1 protein-coding gene is annotated in these 1262 nt (G+C 70.4%); it reads right to left on the minus strand.

Translation table 11 applies throughout. The annotated features are described in order from the left end of the window. A partial coding sequence (locus B551_RS18330; protein WP_043441191.1) for a DEAD/DEAH box helicase occupies positions 1-1202 on the minus strand: 1202 nt, incomplete at its 3' end. Between the last annotated feature and the right edge of the window lie 60 nt (positions 1203-1262).

The following is a 1262-nucleotide window of genomic DNA, read 5'->3' on the forward strand; positions in this document are numbered from 1 at the left end:
GCTGCCTCGGCGCCACCGGCATCGACCGCCGGCTGCGGCGCCGCACTGTCGTCGCGCCAGGCCGCCAGCCGCTGCGCCAGTTCCTGCGCGCGCCGATGGCACTGCTCCAGCGATTCGGCGCGCTCGGCCTGCCCCTGCAGCAGCGCGACCACGTCGCTCAACGCCTTCTCCAGCGCATCGAGCGTGTCGAAGAACGGCTCGCCAATGCGCGCATCGGCCTCGATCTGTCCCAGCGCCAGGCGGACGTTGTCCTTGCCGAAGGCCAGCCGCAGGTCGCGCGTGGCGCGCTCGAACGGCGCGACGATGCCAACCCAGTCGGCCGCATCGCGCGCGTGCGACAGGCCCTCGGTCACCGTATCGCGCGCCAGCTCCAGCAACTGGCTGGTCGACAGGCTGTCGCCGAAGAACAGCGTCGCGGTCTCCGGCAGCTGGTGCGCCTCGTCGAAGATCACCGTATTCGCCGCTGGCAGCAGCTCGGCCATGCCGGTATCGCGCAGCACCACGTCGGCGAAGAACAGATGATGGTTGACCACCACCAGGTCGGCCTGCTGCGCTTCCTTGCGCGCCCGCATCACGAAGCATTCCTTGTGGTGCGGGCATTCGGTTCCCAGGCAGTTGTCGCGGGTCGAGGTCACCAGCTGCCATACCGGCGCGTTCTCGGGCACGCTGGCGAGCTCGGCCTTGTCGCCCGACGACGTGGTCTTGGCGAAGTTCGCGATCTCCCGCAGCCACGCCGCGTCCTGCTTGGACGCCAGCCGCCCGTTCATCTGCGCGCGCTCCATGTGGTAGTGGCAGACGTAGTTGGCGCGGCCCTTGAGCAGCGCGACGGAGACCGGCACATTGAGCGCGCGGCGCACGGTCGGGATGTCGCGCAGGAACAGCTGGTCCTGCAGGTTCTTGGTGCCGGTCGACAGGATCACCTTGCCGCCCCACAGCATCGCCGGTACCAGATAGGCAAAGGTCTTGCCGGTACCGGTGCCCGCCTCGACGATCACCGTGTCGTTCGCCTCGATCGCATCGGCCACCGCGGCGGCCATCTTCGCCTGCGCATCGCGCGGCCGGTAGCCGTCGATGGCCTGCGCCAGCGTGCCGCTCGGCGCGAAGATGCGCGCCAGCGCCGCGGCGCGCGCGTCGGCGGCGTCCGGCTGGATGGCGGGACCGGCGGCATCGTCGCCGGGATGGGAAAGATCGGAATCGGACAAGGCTGGCAGGAATTCGGTGCGCCACCGGCGGTGGCCGGCGGCACTGGCGTGGCGGCCCGC

Source organism: Cupriavidus sp. HPC(L) (genome assembly GCF_000307735.3).
GTDB lineage: Bacteria > Pseudomonadota > Gammaproteobacteria > Burkholderiales > Burkholderiaceae > Cupriavidus.